At 39.8% G+C, this 12,338-nt stretch carries 15 protein-coding genes; 12 read left to right on the top strand and 3 right to left on the bottom strand.

Annotation, left to right across the window (positions count from 1 at the left end; all coding sequences use genetic code 11):
• Positions 1-108 precede the first annotated feature (108 nt).
• The 3 genes from CCS02_RS18545 (at position 109) to CCS02_RS18555 (ending at position 3,954) form a co-directional block, all read left to right on the top strand.
• Positions 109-1,728 (top strand): methyl-accepting chemotaxis protein, encoded by a 1,620-nt coding sequence (locus tag CCS02_RS18545; protein ID WP_100637415.1) that lies wholly within the window; start codon positions 109-111, stop codon positions 1,726-1,728.
• A gap of 152 nt (positions 1,729-1,880) precedes the next feature.
• Positions 1,881-3,500, top strand: a complete 1,620-nt coding sequence (locus CCS02_RS18550) for a methyl-accepting chemotaxis protein (protein WP_100637416.1) — start codon at positions 1,881-1,883, stop codon at positions 3,498-3,500.
• Between the two features lie 163 nt (positions 3,501-3,663).
• Positions 3,664-3,954: a YkgJ family cysteine cluster protein gene (locus CCS02_RS18555; protein ID WP_100637417.1), complete on the top strand. Its 291-nt coding sequence runs from the start codon at positions 3,664-3,666 to the stop codon at positions 3,952-3,954.
• A 39-nt stretch (positions 3,955-3,993) separates the two neighbouring features.
• Here the strand turns inward: CCS02_RS18555 and CCS02_RS18560 are convergent, their stop codons facing one another.
• Positions 3,994-4,371, bottom strand: coding sequence for a VOC family protein (locus tag CCS02_RS18560; protein ID WP_100187142.1), 378 nt, complete (start codon positions 4,369-4,371; stop codon positions 3,994-3,996).
• Positions 4,372-4,462: 91 nt separating this feature from the next.
• Here CCS02_RS18560 and CCS02_RS18565 point away from each other — a divergent pair, with 91 nt between their 5' ends.
• Complete coding sequence (locus CCS02_RS18565) at positions 4,463-4,801, top strand: thioredoxin family protein (protein WP_100187143.1); 339 nt, start codon at positions 4,463-4,465, stop codon at positions 4,799-4,801.
• Positions 4,802-4,822: 21 nt separating this feature from the next.
• On the opposite strand, the gene CCS02_RS18570 is transcribed toward CCS02_RS18565, so the two are convergent.
• Positions 4,823-5,092 carry a hypothetical protein gene (locus CCS02_RS18570; RefSeq protein ID WP_100637418.1) on the bottom strand — a complete coding sequence of 90 codons (270 nt, stop codon included), beginning with the start codon at positions 5,090-5,092 and terminating at the stop codon, positions 4,823-4,825.
• A gap of 115 nt (positions 5,093-5,207) precedes the next feature.
• Here CCS02_RS18570 and CCS02_RS18575 point away from each other — a divergent pair, with 115 nt between their 5' ends.
• Complete coding sequence (locus CCS02_RS18575; RefSeq protein WP_100637419.1) at positions 5,208-6,155, top strand: N-acetylmuramoyl-L-alanine amidase-like domain-containing protein; 948 nt, start codon at positions 5,208-5,210, stop codon at positions 6,153-6,155.
• Positions 6,156-6,171: 16 nt separating this feature from the next.
• Here the strand turns inward: CCS02_RS18575 and CCS02_RS18580 are convergent, their stop codons facing one another.
• Positions 6,172-6,579, bottom strand: coding sequence for a DUF2721 domain-containing protein (locus tag CCS02_RS18580; RefSeq protein WP_072841030.1), 408 nt, complete (start codon positions 6,577-6,579; stop codon positions 6,172-6,174).
• Positions 6,580-6,807: 228 nt separating this feature from the next.
• Between CCS02_RS18580 and CCS02_RS18585 the strand changes: the two genes are divergently transcribed.
• From CCS02_RS18585 to CCS02_RS18610, 7 genes are all read left to right on the top strand, one after another.
• Positions 6,808-8,091, top strand: a complete 1,284-nt coding sequence (locus tag CCS02_RS18585; protein WP_072841029.1) for a hemolysin family protein — start codon at positions 6,808-6,810, stop codon at positions 8,089-8,091.
• A 233-nt stretch (positions 8,092-8,324) separates the two neighbouring features.
• Positions 8,325-8,465: a hypothetical protein gene (locus CCS02_RS22195; RefSeq protein WP_157789894.1), complete on the top strand. Its 141-nt coding sequence runs from the start codon at positions 8,325-8,327 to the stop codon at positions 8,463-8,465.
• Positions 8,466-8,936: 471 nt separating this feature from the next.
• Complete coding sequence (locus tag CCS02_RS18590) at positions 8,937-9,242, top strand: DUF883 C-terminal domain-containing protein (RefSeq protein ID WP_100187146.1); 306 nt, start codon at positions 8,937-8,939, stop codon at positions 9,240-9,242.
• Positions 9,243-9,259: 17 nt separating this feature from the next.
• Positions 9,260-9,637 (top strand): hypothetical protein, encoded by a 378-nt coding sequence (locus tag CCS02_RS18595; protein WP_100187147.1) that lies wholly within the window; start codon positions 9,260-9,262, stop codon positions 9,635-9,637.
• 3 nt (positions 9,638-9,640) lie between these two features.
• Positions 9,641-10,039 carry a hypothetical protein gene (locus tag CCS02_RS18600; RefSeq protein WP_100637420.1) on the top strand — a complete coding sequence of 133 codons (399 nt, stop codon included), beginning with the start codon at positions 9,641-9,643 and terminating at the stop codon, positions 10,037-10,039.
• 218 nt (positions 10,040-10,257) lie between these two features.
• Entirely contained in the window at positions 10,258-11,841 is a 1,584-nt protein-coding gene (locus CCS02_RS18605) for an ABC-F family ATPase (RefSeq protein WP_100637421.1), read from the top strand.
• Between the two features lie 103 nt (positions 11,842-11,944).
• Positions 11,945-12,337 carry an MmcQ/YjbR family DNA-binding protein gene (locus CCS02_RS18610; RefSeq protein ID WP_100187149.1) on the top strand — a complete coding sequence of 131 codons (393 nt, stop codon included), beginning with the start codon at positions 11,945-11,947 and terminating at the stop codon, positions 12,335-12,337.
• Position 12,338: the final 1 nt, after the last annotated feature.

Here is a 12,338-nt window from a genome sequence, read left to right on the forward strand (position 1 = left end):
ATATTTTTAATTTGAATAAAATAATTTTTTAATCTTTTAGCACTTAATGTTCATTAGTTATTTCTAATGTGTTGTGCTTTTAAAACGGAAATTTTAAGAGGAGTGAAAATGTTACGGAATATAAATATTAGGTCAAGATTATTAATGGCCTTCACGATAATTATATTTTTATTGGTTTGCCTGGGTGGCGTTACTATGTCAGCTATGAAAGACATTCGAGCTAATTCTGAGATGATTGAAACGAATATATTGCCTGCTATTACAAGCCTAGGTGATGTGAATAGTAATTTGATGCGAGTGAGGATTTTTACTTTAAGACTGCTGAATGAGACTAATGAAGAAGATAAAAAGAGTACCTTAGCTGCGCTTGAAAATATTAAAAAAGAAGTTGCTAAATATCGATCAGAATATGAAGCGACTATTTATTTAGATAGTGAGCGTGGCTTGTTTGAAGAGTTTAAAAAAGCAGAATTAAATTATTATAAATTGCAAGAAGATCTCTCTTCGTTATCTATACAAGGTAATAAAGAAGCGGCTTCAGCTTTGGTATCTGATATGAATAGTGCAGCTGATAATATGGTGCGTCTACTGAGGGCACTTGTAAAAGCTAACCAAGAAGGTGCTGACGAGGCCAGTGCGGACTCGTCAAAAGAATATAATGAAAGTTTCACGTTAATCATCTTTATAATTGTTATTGCGGCGGCAATAGCGTCGATTATTGCAGTTGTTCTCTCCAAAAGTATCAATAATCCATTGCAAAATGCAGTTATCTCAGCAGAAGCCATTGCCAAGGGGGATTTGACTCAACCAATTACAGCACAAGGAAATGATGAATTAACGCGTTTAACCAATGCGTTAAAAGTGATGCAGGGGAATTTGCGAGAGGCCATTGTCCACATTGGCGATTCATCGAGTCAGCTTGCCTCAGCGGCAGAAGAATTAAGCTCTGTGACAGAAAGCTCGTCGAATGGATTAATGTTACAAAATGAAGAAATCCAACAAGCTGCAGCAGCTATTACTCAGATGAGCACTGCGGTAGATGAGGTGGCTCGAACTGCACAGCAAACTTCTGAAGCATCTGCTGAGTCAGCCAAATTGGCGGCTGAAGGTAAAGCACGTGTTGGTGATACAACGGCCGTTATTCTTGATATGAATAAAGAAATGACGACCAGTACCCGAGTAATTAACCAATTGGCTGAACAGGTCGCGTCGATTGGTCAGATCCTTGATGTGATTCGTGCGGTTGCAGAGCAGACAAACTTGTTAGCTCTAAACGCAGCAATCGAAGCAGCGCGTGCCGGTGAAGCAGGCCGAGGTTTTGCGGTAGTGGCGGATGAAGTAAGAAGTCTTGCTCATCGAACTCAAGAATCTACTGGTGAAATTGAAACCATGGTTCGTCAAGTTCAGCTTTCAGCAAATGAAGCCGTGTCTTCAATGGAAAGCACGAGCCAAAAAACCAATCAAGCTCAAACGGTTGCGGCTGAAGCAGCGAAGGCGTTGGAGCAGATTACTGCACGTATTATTGCGATTAGTGATAGTAACCATGTTATTGCGAGCGCGGCTGAAGAGCAGTCTAATGTTGCAAAAGAAATTGATGGCAACATCACGACCATTAGTGATTTGGCTGCGCAAACAGTGGTTGGTGCAAACCAAACTAGTGCAAGTACAGCAGAATTAACTCGATTAGCCATTGAGTTAAATGAATTGGTGGTTAAATTTAAGGTATAAATTTTAACTGTTAGTTTTTTAGGTTTAATTTAAAATATATTTTTGATCTAGTTTGGTAAGTTTATATTCCATTAATAACTTCCAAACTAGATTAAATACATGTTTTTTGTGATAAAGTAATAAGGTTTTTTTGCTTTAAAAAGGATGGTGAAATGTTAAGGAAAATCAATATCAGGTCACGTTTAATGATGGCCTTTACTATAATTATATTTTTACTGGTTTGTCTAGGTGGCGTTACTATGTCAGCTATGAAAGACATTCGAGCTAATTCTGAGATGATTGAAACGAATATATTGCCTGCTATTACAAGCCTAGGTGATATGAATAGTAATTTAATGCGAGTGAGGATTTTTACTTTAAGATTACTGAATGAGACTAATGAAGGTGATAAGAAAGCAACCTTAGTCGAACTTGAAAATATAAAAAAAGAAGTAGGAAAATACCGATCAGAATACGAATCAACTATTAACTTAGATAGCGAACTGCATTTATTTGAAGAGTTTAAAAAAGCAGAAGAAAGTTATTATAAACTACAAGGCGATGTCTCTTCGTTATCTATACAAGGTAATAAAGAAGCGGCTTCAGCTTTAGTATCTGATATGAATAGTGCGGCTGATAATATGGTGCGTCTACTGAGGGCACTTGTAAAAGCTAACCAAGAAGGTGCGGATGAGGCCAATTCAGATTCGGTAAGAGAATATGATGCAAGCTTCACACTAATTATCGTTATTATTGGAGCTGCCGCCGTAATAGCATCGACCATTGCGGTTGTCCTTTCTAAAAGTATCAATACTCCATTACAAGATGCTGTTATCTCAGCAGAAACCATTGCCAAGGGGGATTTGACTCAACCAATTACAGCACAAGGAAACGATGAATTAACGCGTTTGACTAATGCTTTAAAAGCAATGCAGGGTAATCTACGAGAAGCGATTATCCACATTGGCGATTCTTCGAGTCAGTTAGCATCAGCTGCAGAAGAACTAAATACTGTTACGGAAAGTTCGTCGAATGGATTGATGTTACAAAATGAAGAAATCCAACAAGCTGCAGCAGCTATTACTCAGATGAGCACCGCGGTAGACGAGGTGGCTCGAACTGCACAGCAAACTTCTGAAGCATCAGCGGATTCCGCTAAATTGGCGGCTGAAGGTAAAGCACGTGTTGGTGATACAACGGCCGTTATTCTTGATATGAATAAAGAAATGACGACCAGTACCCGAGTAATTAACCAATTGGCTGAACAAGTCGCGTCGATTGGTCAGATCCTTGATGTGATTCGTGCGGTTGCAGAACAGACAAACTTGTTAGCTCTAAACGCAGCAATCGAAGCTGCGCGTGCCGGTGAAGCGGGCCGAGGTTTTGCGGTAGTGGCCGATGAAGTAAGAAGTCTTGCTCATCGAACTCAAGAATCTACTGGTGAAATTGAAACCATGGTTCGTCAGGTTCAGCTTTCAGCGAATGAAGCTGTGTCTTCAATGGAAAGCACGAGCCAAAAAACCAATCAAGCTCAAACGGTTGCGGCTGAAGCCGCGAAGGCGTTGGAACAAATTACCGCCCGTATTATTGCGATTAGTGATAGTAACCATATAATTGCGAGTGCAGCAGAGGAACAGTCCAATGTCGCGAAAGAAATTGATGGCAACATCACGACCATTAGTGATTTGGCTGCGCAAACGGTGGTTGGTGCAAACCAAACCAGTGCAAGCACAGCGGAATTAACTCGATTAGCCATTGAGCTAAATGAATTGGTGGTTAAATTTAAGGTATAAATTTTAACTGTTGGTTTTTTACGCTTCTTATCGATCTAGTTTGGTTGGTTTGTTTTTCATCAATATCTTCCAAACTAGATCACGTGTATATTGCTCCCTTCTGTGTTGGCTTGGTTCGCGAAATCGGGCACAATTTTCTCTTCTTGGTAATCCGTCGTTATTTATGAATATCGCTCTCAAAAATATTGCTGAATCAGATGTTACTTGCTCTAACTGCCAAGCTTGCTGCTGTCGTATGGAAGTGATGATTATTAGTGATACTGGTGTGCCAGACAAACATGTATCGGTAGATGAGTGGGGAGGAGAAACCATGCTTAAATTAGATGATGGTTGGTGTTCGGCTGTCGATAGAGATACTTTTTTATGTACAATTTATGAAAATCGTCCATGGATTTGTCGTGAATTCGAAATGGGCTCTGACGAGTGTCGAGAAGAGTTTAATGTTATCAGGTAGTAACTGAACTGATAGCGACTACCTGATGCGATTAAATGATCAAAGTTTATACAAAGCGCAAAGCTTATTGCCGGATGGATCACGTAAATAAGCTAAATACAGCTTAATACTGCCCATTTCACGAATGCCTGGTAGATCTTCACAAGTGGTTCCACCGTTTGCTATGCCCGCTGCATGCCATGCATTGACAACTTCTTCAGATTTTGCTGAAAATCCTATTGTGCTGCCATTTCCGTGACACGCTGCTTCGCCGTTAATAGGTTTTGTAATGGCAAACGAACCTGTATCTGTGCGATAAAAACATCTTCCTTTTGGATCGACAAAGCCTTCGCTGTAGCCAAGCGTTTTAAAAGTAGCATCGTAAAATGTTTTTGAAGCTTGTATGTCATTAGCGCCTAGCATAACGTGACTGAACATGGTGTCTTATCCTTACCTTATGATTATTATTTAGTAATGCTTTATCTCATATAGACGTGATTTGTTCAAATATTGAAGAGAGGGCTTTTTGATGCACGCAACGCAAATAGGGTTTAATCCAGAATATACAGAAGAATCCCCAAGTCTTGATGAGATCAATAGCCTAAAAGGCATGGCTATTTTAGAGTTTGGTGCGCCTTGGTGTGGCCATTGTCAGGCTTCACATGACTCTGTCGAAGAAGTAATGAAGGGAAATCTAGAGCTAACTCATATTAAGGTGTTTGACGGTAAAGGAAAGCGGCTAGGTCGCCAATTCGGCGTAAAGCTTTGGCCTACATTAATTTTGCTTCGAGATGGGCAAGAAGTTGCTCGCATTGTGCGTTTTACATCGGTTGATGAAATTCACGAGTTGCTGGGCTCAAATGTTTAAGCTGTAAGTAGATCGGATTGTTTAGACTGTTATGTCGATGAGGCGGCCAATGGTCTTATCGGAAGTATCTAGAACTTTGGCATTCGCTTGCGCTTCTAATGCACTGCTTTTTGCTTCTATCAAGCCATCTTGAATAGGAGAGCCGTAAAGTCCAGAGTTTTGGGCGGAAGTGGGCTGGCTCAATGTTTGAGTCGACGCATCGGCTACTTTTTGGCTTGCTTGATCTAGCTTGTATTGGCTACGCTGTAGACCTTGTTGGCCATAAATAAATGACGAGTTATTGATTTGCATTGTCGAGCCTTTAGTTCAAATTATCAGTTGAGTCTAGCACAATAGGGCGATTGTTTTTTAAACAAGGATTGTTTTTTTATGTTTCAAATTGAAAGCTGTATGAGCAGGAATGTGTATGAAGGGTAGTTTTAAAAAGGCGGTTGTTGCTAGTACGCTTATTCTTTTCTTGTCGCCTGCTATGGCTATTAATGAACTTGATTCGACGAATAAAGTGCTTTTCTATAAAACAATAGATGATAACTCTACTAAACTTTCCGCTTCTTCAGCTTCGACTCATGCAGAAAAAATAGATACTTTGAGTCGTATTTTACTTGGTTCTGAGTATGTAGGTGGTAGTGTTGGGGAAGGAGAACAAGGGAAATATGATAAAGACCCTCTTACTCGTTTTGATGTATTTGATTGTACTACCTATGTTGAAACGGTATTGGCTGGTGCTATGTCATCCACTTCTGAAGCATTTAAAACAAACTTGATGCGTTTGCGTTATAAAGATGCAAAAGTTTCCTTTGTGACGCGAAATCATTTCCCTAGCTTAGATTGGTTTCATAATAATCAAGCTATGTTGCAAGATATAACGCCAGATGTTGCTAATGGTGGCGCTCGAGTTGCAAAGACGATTGTCGATAAAGCCGCCTGGTATCAACGTATTAGCAGTGATGTGATTCATTGTGATGCAGAATCTTCCCGCGATTGTCGAGAGTTATTGGCTCAGTTGCATGCAGAAGGAAAGGCTTTTGTCCCAGAACCGGCTTATTTGCCTTATGTTCCTTTAACTGAATTGTTTCTTGGCAGTGATCGGCACGTTAACCAAGAGGTATTAGATCGTATTCCTTCCGGCAGCGTGATCAGTATGGTTCGCCCTGATTGGTCATTAAGACAATATATTGGTACGAATATGAACGTCTCACACCAAGGGCTTGCTATTCGCAAAAATGGCACACTGTTTCTTCGGCATGCCAGCTTAACCCATAAAAAAGTAGTGGACGAAAACTTCGCCGAATATTTTTCGCAGTATTCTGCTAGCTCTTCTTTGAAAGGATTTAATGTTCAAATTTTAAGGTAGCGAAGCCTGATTGGCTCTATTTTTTTCGATTTTGTTTTTTAAAATTGGTACTAAAGTGTTGCAAATGTACTTCTAAGGCATCGCAAGAGATCGTGATCTCTCTGACAGATAGATACAGAGAATACATCAGGCAAATAAGGCTAGCACCAAAAATGTAACTGCCTATTTGTTGGTACTCAAGATAGATCGCCATCATGGATAATACACAAAGGAAAAAGCTGATAACACCGGCTTCCTGCATGCGTCTTATCAAATAAATTCGCTTACGTAAGTTGGTTATTTGCTCTGTAATGTTTGCGTCTTCTAGCTTTGGGTCAAAGTTACGAATAATCGAGGCCAGTGTCACAAAGCGGTTGGTGTAAGCCAATAGCAACAGTGAAACCGCAGGAAACAACATGGCTGGTGTAGTGAGTGTGATAATCATGGTCAACCTTGTGAATTAATAGATGTTTTTAATACTGTTTAATTGCTTTATTCTACGTCTTCCTAAAGGTATTTAGTATTGCATTTTACCCTTCTGAAAGTATAAAAAATAAGCGTTGTATCGACTCAACTTCCTTCTATAATGCGCTTATATTTATATATTTTGCCCTAGGAATAGAATATTCCTGCCCGCGTTTGAGTTAGCATTTTCGTAAAAAGAGAGAAAGAAATGAGTGATATGTTTAGTATTGGCTTATTGATTATTGCCAGTGCATTGTTTGCTATGTCTGAAATAGGCATGGCGGCAGCTAGGAAAATTAAATTGCGCGTCCTCGCTGACGAGGGCGATGTTAAAGCGCAAGCTGTTCTTACCTTGCAGCAAAAGCCGGGTGCTTTTTTTGCTATGATTCAAATCGTACTGAATGCGATTGCTATTTTGGGCGGTATTGTGGGTGAGCAAGCGCTTACACCATATATAAAGCAAGTGGTAAACTTGCTTTATTCTGGACCCTTATTGGATCAAGTTAGCTTTGTCTTTTCTTTTCTTTGTTTAACGTCACTGTTTATCTTATTTGCCGATCTGTTACCTAAGCGTTTGGCGATGATTATGCCTGAAGCCGTAGCAATTCGAATGGTTACGCCTATGCTTTGGGTGACTTTCTTATTAACCCCCGTGGTTTTTTTGTTTAATGGTTTTACCAATTTAATTCTACGTTTGTTTAATGTGCCTATTGAGCGCCAAGAAGTTGTTACCACAGAAGACATTGTCGCCATGATGGACGCTGGTGCTGAAGATGGTAGTTTGCAGAGTCAAGAGTATCAGCTTATTGGTAATGTGTTTGAATTAGAAACTCGAAACATTTCTAGTACCATGACGCCTCGTGATCAAATTATCTATTTTGATATTGATGACAGTAGTGAAGAAATCAGCCAGAAGATTATCGATCATCCACATAACGATTTTCTAGTCTGTAATGGTAGCTTAGATAAAATCGAAGGCATTATTGAATCGAAAGAAATATTACGTTTGGTACTAAAAGGTGAGCCGGCGCAAATTAAACCGGAAAAAGTTGATAAAGAAGTATTTTATCTGCCGGAAACTTTGACGCTTTCCGAGGCTCTCAACGCATTCAGAGTGGCGCCACAAGCCTTTGCTGTCATTGTAAATGAATACGCAACTATTGTTGGTATCGTGACAGTGAAAGATTTATTGGGTGGCTTTATGGGCGGTTTATTAACACCGCATGATGAAGAGCAAATTGTACAGCGTGATCCGAATTCTTGGTTGATTGAAGGGTTAACGCCGATTAATGACGTGATGCGCAGTTTGAGTATAGAAGAATTTCCTGACCGAACTCAGTATGAAACACTTGGTGGCTTTATTACGTACAGCTTAAAACGCTTGCCTAAGCGTACAGATTTTTTTGTCTATGAAGGCTACAAGTTTGAAGTACTGGATTTGGAAGGCGTGAGAGTCGAGCAGCTATTAGTAACGCGGATGAAAAAATCATGACACTTTTTCTATCATTGTCTTGCTAGAGTACCAATCTCCTTAAAGCATTCATATAGTGTTATTTTTAGGCGTATTAGAGTGTTTTTGGCTTCATATAAGAACCATACGTCAAGAAACTAAAGGATAGTTCGAGTAATAGGGAAATAGACTTTCTTTAGGGGTTGCTGACGTACCCTTTAGTTTTTCAATGCTAGCATGATATTTCCAAAATCATGAAAGATAAGGAAGCTTAGATGTCTCGTTTTATTAAAAAACTATTGAACATACAGTTATTTAACCGCCATGCTGAAGTACTAGCTGATATTGAGGCCGGAAGTAATTTAGACATGGATGAATGGAGGGGCTGGGATGCTTGGGTAGATGTTAAAAAATAGTCTATATTTTTTGTATATTATTTAAACTCGATATAAATCCTGAATAGATAAATCGGAGCTACTATGAGTCGATTTTAAAAGGGTAGGAAGCGCATGAAATAGTGCTTTTCTACCCTTTTTTATTTCTATTTTTTGTTCTTTTGCTAATTGTTCTATATGTCTACTGAGTTGCTAATAATACCTTAATCTACCTTAGGTTTTCTTTGCATATTTTCTAAAGACTACTATGTAAACACCTCACTCTTTAAAGATCGGCTATAAAAAAAGGAAAGAAGGGACGTTTTTTCTAGTGTATTTGACCATTATAAATTAACCACGTAGTGTAAATAGTGAAGTGTAGCTGGCGCTTTCTTGTTTGATCACTTGTGTTTGTTGACTCTTTTTTAATAAAGAGATTCTAAAAAAACAAGAAAACACCTTACCTTCACGAGCATTTTAAAGTTAGTTTTATTTCTGAAAGGAGAATTAAGAATGGCTACCGGAACGAAAAGTACAGCTCAATCTAAAGCTCATGAAAAAGTAGATAGCGTTGCTGAAGCGGCTCATAAAGGAGTAGATGGTGCTGCTGAAATGAAAGAGCATAGTCAAGAACGCATCGAAGAAGTGGCTCACCAAATCAGTGAGCAAGCACATAAAATCGCCGATACTGCGAAAAACCAATCTGAAAAAATATCTTCAGCAGTTGGTGAGTATGCTAAAGAGCATCCTGTTAAAACCATTGGTATTGCGTTCTTAGCAGGTGCGCTAGCTGCTAGTTTCTTATGTAAACGTAAATAAGCATGGAAACCGTATAGATGGAAACACCACAGCACTCTGATTCATCGCAAAAAAAATCTGACTTGGATGATGTGATTGATACTCATAAAAGTTGGCTAAAGAGTGTATTGGGGCTTGGAGCATTAGAAGCGAAGTTATGGGTGACGTCCAGTGCCCAGCTCCTTGCCTTAATGTGTGGTGTGATCTTCCTATTGCTTACTACCTGGTTATTAATTATCGCCAGCAGTGCCGCGATTGCATGGAGCTACGGATTTTCTCTTGCTGGCATTTTGTTAACCGCTACCTTAGTGACCTTCTTAAGCTCCATCGTCTTGCTTTATTTTGTGAAACGAACATTGAAAAGCATGGATTTTACCCGTACTTTGGATGCCATTATTCCAACGGATGAGGATTAGGATATGTTTGGTCTTAAACAAATGCACCAAAAGCGAGAGCGCCTTTATTTGCGTACTCAGGTTTTGGAAAAACGTGCCAAATTGTCACGTGATAACGCTGTTGATAATATTCTAGACAAAGCGACTAGCCCGACAGGGTTGATTGCTAGCTTTGTTTTAGGTGCAAGTACACAACTTGATATCACAAGGAAGGTTAGAAAAAACTTGCTTAATGGTGCTAGTCGAGATGTCTTAAGCTTTTTAATGACGCAAGTATCTGTTTATATGGCAAACAGCACTGCACAAGCAAGCACCTCATCTGAGAGTATGACTTCTGAAAGTGAAGATAGAACACCTTCTAGCGAAGAAGACACGTCCTCCTCAGCAACACCTTTTGTTGCATCGAAAGATAGCTGTATTTAAAAGATAGTATTAAGAATCATGCACTGTGATTGAGCGCTGTGAGTTTGTTCTATAAATAATCTTTGCTAATACACCGACTTGTTCAAAAAAACGACACTTAACCCTCGACTTTAGTGCCTTAAGTCTCTATATTCGCCCATCTTTGTGTTTGTCTTTTGACCCTGATTTTGTGGTCTGTATAAACGTTTTTCATTTCTCTTTGTTTAGGGCTTTTTCCTTTGATCTCCACGGCTAATATCACCATGCAATTTGGCGCAACGCCATTGTTTGAAAACATCTCCGCAAAATTCGGTAACGGCAATCGCTATGGCTTAATTGGTGCGAACGGGTGTGGCAAGTCTACCTTCATGAAAATCCTTAGTGGGGCGCTGACGCCAACATCTGGAAACGTATCTATTACTCCAGGTGAAAAAGTCGGTACCTTGAGTCAGGACCAGTTTGCTTTTGAAGAATATACTGTTGTTGACGCCGTTATTATGGGGGATGTGGCGCTTTGGAAAGTCAAACAAGAGCGTGACGCCATTTACTCTAAGCCAGAAATGAGTGAAGAAGATGGCATGCGCGCGGGTGAGCTAGAAGCGGAATTCGCCGAGATGGATGGTTACAGTGCGGAAAGTCGCGCAGGCGATATTCTGTTGGAAGCGGGCATCGAAGAAGAGTTTCATTTTGGTTTGATGAGCCAAGTTGCACCGGGTTGGAAACTTCGTGTTTTATTAGCGCAAGCTTTGTTTGCTAATCCTGATATTTTGCTACTCGACGAACCAACCAACAACTTGGATATCCATACCATTAACTGGTTGGCTGGTGTATTGAATCAACGTAAATGCACCATGATTATCATTTCCCATGACCGTCATTTTTTGAACTCTGTATGTACTCACATGGCAGACATCGATTTTGGTGAATTGCGTATTTACCCTGGTAACTACGAATACTTCATGGAAGCCTCGTCTTTGATTCGCGAACAGTTATTAACTGAAAATGCGAAGAAAAGTGCGGAAATGGATGATCTTCAAGCGTTCGTGAATCGCTTTTCTGCTAATGCATCTAAAGCAAAACAAGCCAGTTCTCGCGCTAAGAAATTAGAAAAAATTGAATTGTCAGAAGTTAAACAGTCAAGCCGAATGACACCATCTTTGTCTTTCAAACAGGACAAGAAACTTCATCGTCATGCTTTGATTTTAGAAGATATTGGCCACGGGTATGACGAGTTACTTTTTTCTGGCGGCAGTATTATTTTAGAAGCGGGTTCAAGACTGGCTATTATCGGTGAAAACGGCGCAGGTAAAACTACTTTCTTACGTTGTTTGATGAAAGAACTAGATGTAAAACATGGCGAGATCAAATGGGCTGAAAACGCCGAGATAGGTTACTGCCCACAAGATAGCACTGATGATTTCGACTGTGATTTAACCTTGTTTGATTGGATGTCCAAATGGCGAACTGTTAAACATGACGACCTAAAAGTACGAGCGATGCTTGGGCGTTTGTTGTTCACTGCAGACGATTTCAACAAAAAAGTACGAGTGTGTTCAGGTGGTGAGAAAAACCGCTTATTGTTTGGTAAGTTGATGATGATGGACTTAAACGTCTTAGTTATGGATGAGCCAACAAACCACATGGACATGGAAGCGATCGAAGCCTTAAACAATGCCTTGTTAGACTTTGACGGCACGCTGATTTTCGTAAGCCACGATAGGGCGTTTGTTTCTTCTTTGGCAAACCGAGTGATCGAAATTAAAGGTCAAAAGGTTATTGATTTCCAAGGTACATATGATGAGTACCTTGCTCACCAAGGTTAGCCTTGTTTAGGTATAGTATTTATTTAAAGCCGCTTACGGGTTGTCAGTAAGCGGCTTTTTTGCTTTATACTCAGGGCTATTTGGAATCTGAAAGGGCACTATTTTGGACTCAACAGCACTTAAAAAGTATCTGCTTTTGAAACCTGAAGCAGAAGAATATTACCCATTTGATGACCACACTGCTGTGTTTAAAGTACAAGGAAAGATGTTTGCCTTGTTGGTTAAGAAGCAAGGCCAGTTGTTACTTAATTTAAAATGCGCACCTGATCATGCCATTGAACTACGTGATATTTTCCCTGAGGTTATTCCTGCTTATCACATGAACAAACGTCACTGGAACTCCGTCATTTTAGATGGTGATTTACCCATGGGCGAAATAGAAAGGCTGATTGATCATTCCTATGGTTTGGTTGTGAAAGGTTTAAAAAAATCCATCAGAGACGGCTTGGAAGTACGATATGGAAAACCAAGTTTATACGTAGGCTCTTATTCTTAAA

This window comes from Marinomonas sp. ef1 (assembly GCF_002806845.1).
GTDB lineage: Bacteria > Pseudomonadota > Gammaproteobacteria > Pseudomonadales > Marinomonadaceae > Marinomonas > Marinomonas polaris.

What these genes read in the sequence shown, in the direction of transcription:
- CCS02_RS18545 (WP_100637415.1), top strand. Translation starts at nt 109, where the DNA reads ATGTTACGGAATATAAATATTAGGTCAAGATTATTAATGGCCTTCACG.
- CCS02_RS18550 (WP_100637416.1), top strand. Translation starts at nt 1,881, where the DNA reads ATGTTAAGGAAAATCAATATCAGGTCACGTTTAATGATGGCCTTTACT.
- CCS02_RS18555 (WP_100637417.1), top strand. Translation starts at nt 3,664, where the DNA reads ATGAATATCGCTCTCAAAAATATTGCTGAATCAGATGTTACTTGCTCT.
- CCS02_RS18560 (WP_100187142.1), bottom strand. Translation starts at nt 4,371, where the DNA reads ATGTTCAGTCACGTTATGCTAGGCGCTAATGACATACAAGCTTCAAAA.
- CCS02_RS18565 (WP_100187143.1), top strand. Translation starts at nt 4,463, where the DNA reads ATGCACGCAACGCAAATAGGGTTTAATCCAGAATATACAGAAGAATCC.
- CCS02_RS18570 (WP_100637418.1), bottom strand. Translation starts at nt 5,092, where the DNA reads ATGCAAATCAATAACTCGTCATTTATTTATGGCCAACAAGGTCTACAG.
- CCS02_RS18575 (WP_100637419.1), top strand. Translation starts at nt 5,208, where the DNA reads ATGAAGGGTAGTTTTAAAAAGGCGGTTGTTGCTAGTACGCTTATTCTT.
- CCS02_RS18580 (WP_072841030.1), bottom strand. Translation starts at nt 6,579, where the DNA reads ATGATTATCACACTCACTACACCAGCCATGTTGTTTCCTGCGGTTTCA.
- CCS02_RS18585 (WP_072841029.1), top strand. Translation starts at nt 6,808, where the DNA reads ATGAGTGATATGTTTAGTATTGGCTTATTGATTATTGCCAGTGCATTG.
- CCS02_RS22195 (WP_157789894.1), top strand. Translation starts at nt 8,325, where the DNA reads ATGTCTCGTTTTATTAAAAAACTATTGAACATACAGTTATTTAACCGC.
- CCS02_RS18590 (WP_100187146.1), top strand. Translation starts at nt 8,937, where the DNA reads ATGGCTACCGGAACGAAAAGTACAGCTCAATCTAAAGCTCATGAAAAA.
- CCS02_RS18595 (WP_100187147.1), top strand. Translation starts at nt 9,260, where the DNA reads ATGGAAACACCACAGCACTCTGATTCATCGCAAAAAAAATCTGACTTG.
- CCS02_RS18600 (WP_100637420.1), top strand. Translation starts at nt 9,641, where the DNA reads ATGTTTGGTCTTAAACAAATGCACCAAAAGCGAGAGCGCCTTTATTTG.